Below are 5989 nucleotides of genomic sequence, written 5' to 3' on the forward strand. Positions count from 1 at the left end.
GGTGAACATTTCCAGCAGCGAGCCGAGATTCTCGTCATCGGGCTTGAGATGGAACACGCCGGCGCCGCCGTTGCCGAACAGCGGCTTGAGGATGATGTCCTTGTGCTCGGCGCGGAAGGCCTTGATCGCCTCCATGTCGGACGAGATCAGGGTGGGCGGCATCACGCCGTCGAAATGGGTGACATACAGTTTCTCCGGTGCGTTGCGCACCGCAACCGGGTTGTTCACCACCAGCGTCTTGGGGTGGATATGCTGCAGGATATGCGTCGCCGTGATGTAGGACATGTCAAACGGCGGATCCTGGCGCATCAGCACCACATCCATCTCGGTCAGGTCGGCCAGCTCGGGCTCACCCAAGGTGTAATGATTGCCGCGTTCGGCCCGCAGCCGCATGGCGCGGCCGCGCGCCAGCACCTTGCCATCGCGGAAGCTCAGGTCGCGCGCCAGATAATGGAACAGCGCATAGCCGCGCCGTTCGGCTTCCAGGCCCAGCATGAAGGTGCTGTCACCATCGAAGTCGATGCTTTCGATGGGGTCCATCTGGATCGCCACCTTGAGGGCCATGACACAGTCCTTTTTGTGAAAAGCAGGCTGCCCCAAATGGGGAAGCCGGGCCTTTTTTATGTTTTACGCGAGACCTGATCTGGCGCCGCCGGCCTGGAATTCAACCGCAGGCGTCTAGTTCAACTGCAGCCGAATGTGGCGCAGGAAGGCCTCGGCCTCAAGGCTCGCCGCCTCGTCACCGGCCAGCATCAGGAAGCGCTCGGTGGCGGCCATCGCCTGGCGGATGCGGCCGAGCTGGCCCTCCACCACGCCGAGTTCACGCCAGGCCGGTGCGAAATTCGGCGCCACCAGCAGCATGCGGCGCAGCGTCTCGGCGGCACGCTCGACATCGCCGCCGCGCCAGGCGCGGGCCTTGATGTTGTTCTGCAGGCGCAGCAGCACCTCGCGGCCGGTCATGGCCCGCACATGTTCCGGTCGCAGTTCGGCATCGTCGCCGCCGCCGACCCGGCGCAGCAGGTCATTCATTTCCGGCGGCGCGGCGATGCGGCCCTGATGGAAGGGATCGAGGATCAGCGCGCCGTCCTCGCCCTCCAGCCGGATCAGGAAATGGCCAGGAAAATCGATGCCGGCCACCGGCCAGAGCTGCGCACGCGCCGCGAAGATATAGAGAATGCCGAGCGAGACCGGCAGGCCCATGCGGCGGTCGATCACGCGGATCAGATCGGCATTCTGCGGATCGTCGTAGGACTCAGTGTCGCCGCGGTAACCGAATTCCACAGCCAGCACGCCGGCCAGAGCCATGGCACGCGGCGCCACCTCGGTACCGGCCCCGATCCGGCTCAACGCGGCGGCGATATCGGCGAGATGGCGGCGATAGGGCCCGAGATCGAGACCGGGCTTGTCGAGCGCGGCAAACAGCAGCGCCGCCTCGGCAATGTCGAGGCCGTCATCCGGCGCGGCACCGAGAGCCTTGAGAGCCGTTTCGATGGCCGTCCGATCTGTCATTCAGTCGAGCCCGTCATCACATGCCTCTAGACCGGGCGGCGGCGCGGATCGGTCTTCAGCCAGACATGGCTGACCACCCGGCGCACGCCCTTGATGGTGCGGGCATAGTCGGTGACCTTGGTGATCTCCGCATCGCTCTGCGCCAGGCCGATCAGGTAGATCGTGCCGTTCACCGTTTCGATCGAATAGTTGATATCGACGATTTCCTTGTCGGTGGCGATCTTGGCGCGCAGCTGCGTGCTGATCCAGGCGTCGTTGGCACTGTCGAGCAGATCGCCCGATGTGGTCACCTGCACCTCGTTGATCACCTCCTGGATGCGGTCACTGGCCGCCCAGGCGAGCCGCGTGGCTTCATCGCGGGAAAATTCGGTGCCGACCACACCGGTCAGCAGCACGCGGCCCTCGATCACGGTGATCGACAGCTTGCGCCAGACATACTGGTTGTCTTTCAGATACCGATCGTTGATGGCGATCTGGATACCCTTGTCATTGGCGGCATTCTTGATGCCGCGCTCCTCGGCGGCGGCCACGCCGGTGGCGGCACCGGCACCAACGGCGAGGCCGATGCAGCCCTGCAGGGCCGGCACCGCCAGCAGAAGAATGGCAAACGGGGCAAACCGCAGGACACGGGACAATGAGACGTGACGCACGCGAAACTCCTTGAAAGTCAGATCCGCCAGGCATCGCGGACATGATGCGGCCAGCGGCCGGGGACCAGCAGCATGGCATCGAAACGTAGCGAAAGTGTTTCAGCATCGGCCTGCTGGCTCAAGAATACCGCAGCCGCCTGGGCAATGCGACGGCGTTGCGCGGCCTGCACCGCCTCGGCGGCCTGCGCGAGGCTGTCGCGCCATTTCACCTCGACGGCGACCACCAGCCGGCCGCGCCGGGCCAGGATATCGATTTCGCCCAGCGGATGGCGCCAGTTGCGGGCCAGAATCCGATAGCCCTGCAGGCGCAGCCACCAGACCGCCCGGCTTTCCCCCAGCCGGCCGCGGCTGTGCCGTTCGGCCTTATGCCCTTCAGCCCTTGCCATCCCGCAACTCCAGCGCCCGGGCATAGACCGGCTTGCGGCCCAGCCCCAGCAGCACAGCCACCTCGTCCACCGCCTGGCGCAGCGGCAGCCGCGCCATCGCCGCGGCGAGCGCGGTGTCGAGATCGGCCGCAGAGGCCGCGGCCTGCTCCGCCGGCGGAGCGATCACCAGGGTGATCTCGCCCTTCGGCGCGCCGGCCTGGGCATAATGGGCTGCCAGATCCTGCAGCGGACCACGCCGCACCTCCTCGAATTTCTTGGTCAGCTCGCGCGCCACGGCGGCCTCGCGCGCCGGTCCGAGCACGGCTGCCATATCCGCCAGGCTGTCAGCCAGGCGCTGCGCGCTTTCCAGCAAAACGATGGTGGCCTGGATGCTGCCCAGCTCGGCCAGCCAGCGGCGCCGTGCCGCGGATTTCGGCGGCGGGAAGCCGGCATAGAGAAACCGGTCGCTGGGCAGGCCGGAGAGGCTGAGGCCGGTGAGCACCGCCGAGGCGCCGGGCAGGGCAGTGACGGCCACACCGGCCTCGATGCAGGCCCGCACCAGCTTGTAGCCGGGATCGTTGATCAGCGGCGTGCCGGCATCCGACACCAGCGCCACCACGGCGCCGCCCTGCAGCTTTTCGATCAGCTGGGGCCGCACTTTTGCCGCATTATGCTCATGATATGGAAACAGCGGCGTGCCGATGCCGTAGCGTTTCAGCAGCGGCCCGGTGACACGGCTGTCTTCGCAGGCCACAAGATCGGCCCGCTGCAACAGGGCAAGCGCCCGCAGCGTGATATCGGCAGCGTTGCCGATCGGGGTGGCCACCAGATATAAGCCGGGGGTGAATTGTGCCGCGTCGACCCCGAAATTTGAACGTTCCGGGGCGGAACGTTCGGGCGGCGACTGAAGTGGATCTGTCATGGACATCGGGATGAGCTGCGTCATGCATTGTAGAGTGGGCCTTTCCGCCCAGTCTATGCTTCAATCCCGGCCGATGCTTCCATCCCGGCCCAGGCTTCAATCAGTGGCGATGCTGCAAACCCTGTCCATGCTGGCACGACGCGTCATTCCCGTTCTTGCGGTTCTGCTGCTGGCAGCCTGCCAGAGCGGCCCGGCCACCCAGGGCGGCCTGCCCGGCCTGCTGGAACGCGTGGTGCCCGGCGCGCCGCAGCGCGTTGCCCCCTCGCCCGGCACGCCGGCCGCCAGGCCCGGCAGCGCCAGCCAGAACACGCTGCCGCCCGCCATGGCGCAGGCGCTGCAACAGCAGCAGACCCTGCCGGCCGCCGCACCGTCGCTGGCCATCGAAACGCAGCCGCTGCCGCCGATCACCGCGCCGGCCCTGACGCCGCCGGCCAGCGCGGATGCCATCCGCATCGGTTTCCTGGCGCCGCTGTCCGGCCCCAATGCCGGCCTGGGCCGGGCGCTGTTTGATGCCGCCCAGCTGGCATTGTTCGATCTGGCCGACAACCGCCTGGTGCTGCTGCCGCGCGATACCGAAGGAAATCCGGAAAAGGCCACCGAGGCGGCGCGGCGGGTGATCGCCGAGGGCGCGCAGATCATTGTCGGCCCGCTGTTTGCCAATGAAGCCGCCGCCGTGGGCGCGGTGGCGCGCGAGCGCAATGTGAAGGTGCTGAGTTTCTCCACCGACCGCAGCGTGGCCGGTGGCGGCGTCTATCTGCTCGGCTTCACGCCCGACCAGCAGGTCGAGCGCGTGATCGGTTATGCCCGGACCCGCGGCCTGACGCGGTTTGCCGCCCTGGTTCCGGACTCAGCCTATGGCAATGCGGTGGCGCAGGCGGCCAGCACGGCCGCCGCGGCAAACGGCGCGCAGATGCTGCGGCAGGATCGCTATCCGGTCGATACCGGCGATCTGACGCCGACCGTGCGCCGCTTTGCCACCGGCCTGCGCAGCCTGCCGGCGCGTGGCCTGGAAGAGCCGCCGGTGGAGGGAGTCGATCCCAATATCGCCCGCCCGGTTGACGGCCTGCTGCTGCCCGAGGGCGGTGCCCGCCTGCGCGCACTGGCGCCGCTGCTGCCGTTTTTCGATATCGATCCGCGCGCCGTGCGCTTCCTCGGCACCGGCCTGTGGGACGATGCCTCGCTCAGCACCGAACCGGCCCTGGTCGGTGGCTGGTATGCCGGCCCGGCTCCGGAGGGCTTTGCCGACTTCAGCCGCCGCTTCGAGCAGGGCTTCGGACGCCGCCCGCCGCGGCTGGCCAGTCTGGCTTATGACGCCACCGCCCTGGTCGGCATCCTGGCGCGGCGGACCGATACAACGACGCCCTTCGATGAGGCCGGCCTGAACAATCCGGACGGATTTGCCGGGTATGACGGCATTTTCCGTTTCCAGGCCGACGGCCTGGTGCAGCGCGGGCTGGCGGTGCTGGAAATCCAGCGCCGCGGCGGCGGCCGGGTGATTGATCCGGCGCCCGCGAGTTTCCAGCAGCCGGTCAACTGAACGGACCGCTGCTGCCGGGATCGTCCGGGCTGTGGGTTTTCTTATTACTAAGAATTTATTCGGCCTGCCCGGCTTGCCATGGTACTACCCGTTAAAGCCAAATACTACTCTGGCGAGCTTTTGCTGAGTGGCTCTTTCTAGTAGAATTACGTTCTGCCCCGTGAGTGGGAGGAACGAAGCGGTGAGCGAAGACATGGCCGATCATGAGCGTATCGATTTCTCGAAGATCAGTTTCCTGGTCGTCGAGCCGAACCGTTTGATGGGCCAGATGGTCCGCGATGTGCTGCAGATGCTGGATGCCCAGTATATCGACCGCGCGCGCGATTTCGACACCGCCGTCAACGTGCTGCGCATGGGTCGCACCGATGTGATCATCACCGAATGGGCGCTGAGCCAGGAAAAGCTCGGCCGCGACGGCATGGATATCGTGCACTGGGTGCGCAACGATGCCGCTTCGCCCAACCGCATGATGCCGGTGGTGATGATGACGGCGAATTCGGAAGAGGAATATGTCTGCCGCGCCCGTGACTGCGGTGTGTCGGAATTCGTCGCCAAGCCCTACACCGTGAACGGCTTCTACACCCGCCTCGCCTCTGCGGTGGCGCGCCCGCGCCAGTTCGTGCGCATCGGCGAGTATTTCGGCCCGGACCGCCGCCGCCGCAGGGTGGCCGATTACGGCGGCCCCGAGCGTCGCGTGCTGGCCGAAGCCTACTGATCGCCCGGCTGGGCAGATTTCCGGGATGAGCAAAAAACCTGTCTTCATGCCGCCGGCGCAGGATCTGCGCCGCAAGGCCGTCAACTTCAAGAAGGGCTTCAAGCTCAAGCTGGAGCCCGAGGAACTGAAACGCCTGGAAGCCGTGGTCGAAAAGGCCACCGACCAGTTCACCAGGGAAGTGGCGGAAAAGCTGAAGCTGCTGCGCCTGTCGCTGGACGACGTGGCGCGCGGCGCGATCGGCTCCGATCAGGCGATGCAGGCGATCCGCACCGCATCGCTGGAAATCAAGGG

Annotated in this window: 6 protein-coding genes and 2 pseudogenes; 3 read left to right on the forward strand and 5 right to left on the reverse strand. The window is 66.6% G+C overall.

What is annotated here, in order from left to right; all coding sequences use genetic code 11:
• The 5 genes and pseudogenes from AAG799_RS21875 to rsmI all read right to left on the reverse strand — a co-directional run.
• Positions 1-564 (reverse strand): annotated as a pseudogene (locus tag AAG799_RS21875) (glutathione synthase); the annotation flags it as partial.
• Between the two features lie 114 nt (positions 565-678).
• A complete protein-coding gene (locus AAG799_RS21880) occupies positions 679-1509 on the reverse strand; it encodes a transglutaminase-like domain-containing protein (protein WP_341899164.1) in 831 nt (276 codons plus the stop codon).
• Positions 1510-1535: 26 nt separating this feature from the next.
• Entirely contained in the window at positions 1536-2159 is a 624-nt protein-coding gene (locus tag AAG799_RS21885) for a BON domain-containing protein (RefSeq protein ID WP_341899166.1), read from the reverse strand.
• A 17-nt stretch (positions 2160-2176) separates the two neighbouring features.
• Complete coding sequence (locus AAG799_RS21890; RefSeq protein ID WP_341899168.1) at positions 2177-2545, reverse strand: YraN family protein; 369 nt, start codon at positions 2543-2545, stop codon at positions 2177-2179.
• Positions 2532-3350 (reverse strand): 16S rRNA (cytidine(1402)-2'-O)-methyltransferase, encoded by an 819-nt coding sequence (gene rsmI / locus AAG799_RS21895; RefSeq protein WP_341899170.1) that lies wholly within the window; start codon positions 3348-3350, stop codon positions 2532-2534. The genes AAG799_RS21890 and rsmI overlap by 14 nt, the downstream gene beginning before the upstream one ends.
• A gap of 205 nt (positions 3351-3555) precedes the next feature.
• On the opposite strand from rsmI, the gene AAG799_RS21900 reads away from it, so the two are divergent.
• From AAG799_RS21900 to AAG799_RS21910, 3 genes and pseudogenes are all read left to right on the forward strand, one after another.
• Complete coding sequence (locus tag AAG799_RS21900) at positions 3556-4983, forward strand: penicillin-binding protein activator (RefSeq protein ID WP_341899173.1); 1428 nt, start codon at positions 3556-3558, stop codon at positions 4981-4983.
• Positions 4984-5164: 181 nt separating this feature from the next.
• Positions 5165-5698 (forward strand): response regulator, encoded by a 534-nt coding sequence (locus tag AAG799_RS21905; RefSeq protein WP_341899172.1) that lies wholly within the window; start codon positions 5165-5167, stop codon positions 5696-5698.
• Between the two features lie 25 nt (positions 5699-5723).
• Positions 5724-5989, forward strand: a pseudogene (locus tag AAG799_RS21910) (hypothetical protein); the annotation flags it as partial.

The organism is Ferrovibrio terrae (genome assembly GCF_943371255.1).
Classification (GTDB): domain Bacteria; phylum Pseudomonadota; class Alphaproteobacteria; order Ferrovibrionales; family Ferrovibrionaceae; genus Ferrovibrio; species Ferrovibrio terrae_B.

Excerpts from the sequence above, each read along its gene's own strand:
- AAG799_RS21890 (WP_341899168.1), bottom strand. The coding sequence starts at position 2,545 with ATGGCAAGGGCTGAAGGGCATAAGGCCGAACGGCACAGCCGCGGCCGG.
- AAG799_RS21900 (WP_341899173.1), top strand. The coding sequence starts at position 3,556 with ATGCTGCAAACCCTGTCCATGCTGGCACGACGCGTCATTCCCGTTCTT.
- AAG799_RS21880 (WP_341899164.1), bottom strand. The coding sequence starts at position 1,509 with ATGACAGATCGGACGGCCATCGAAACGGCTCTCAAGGCTCTCGGTGCC.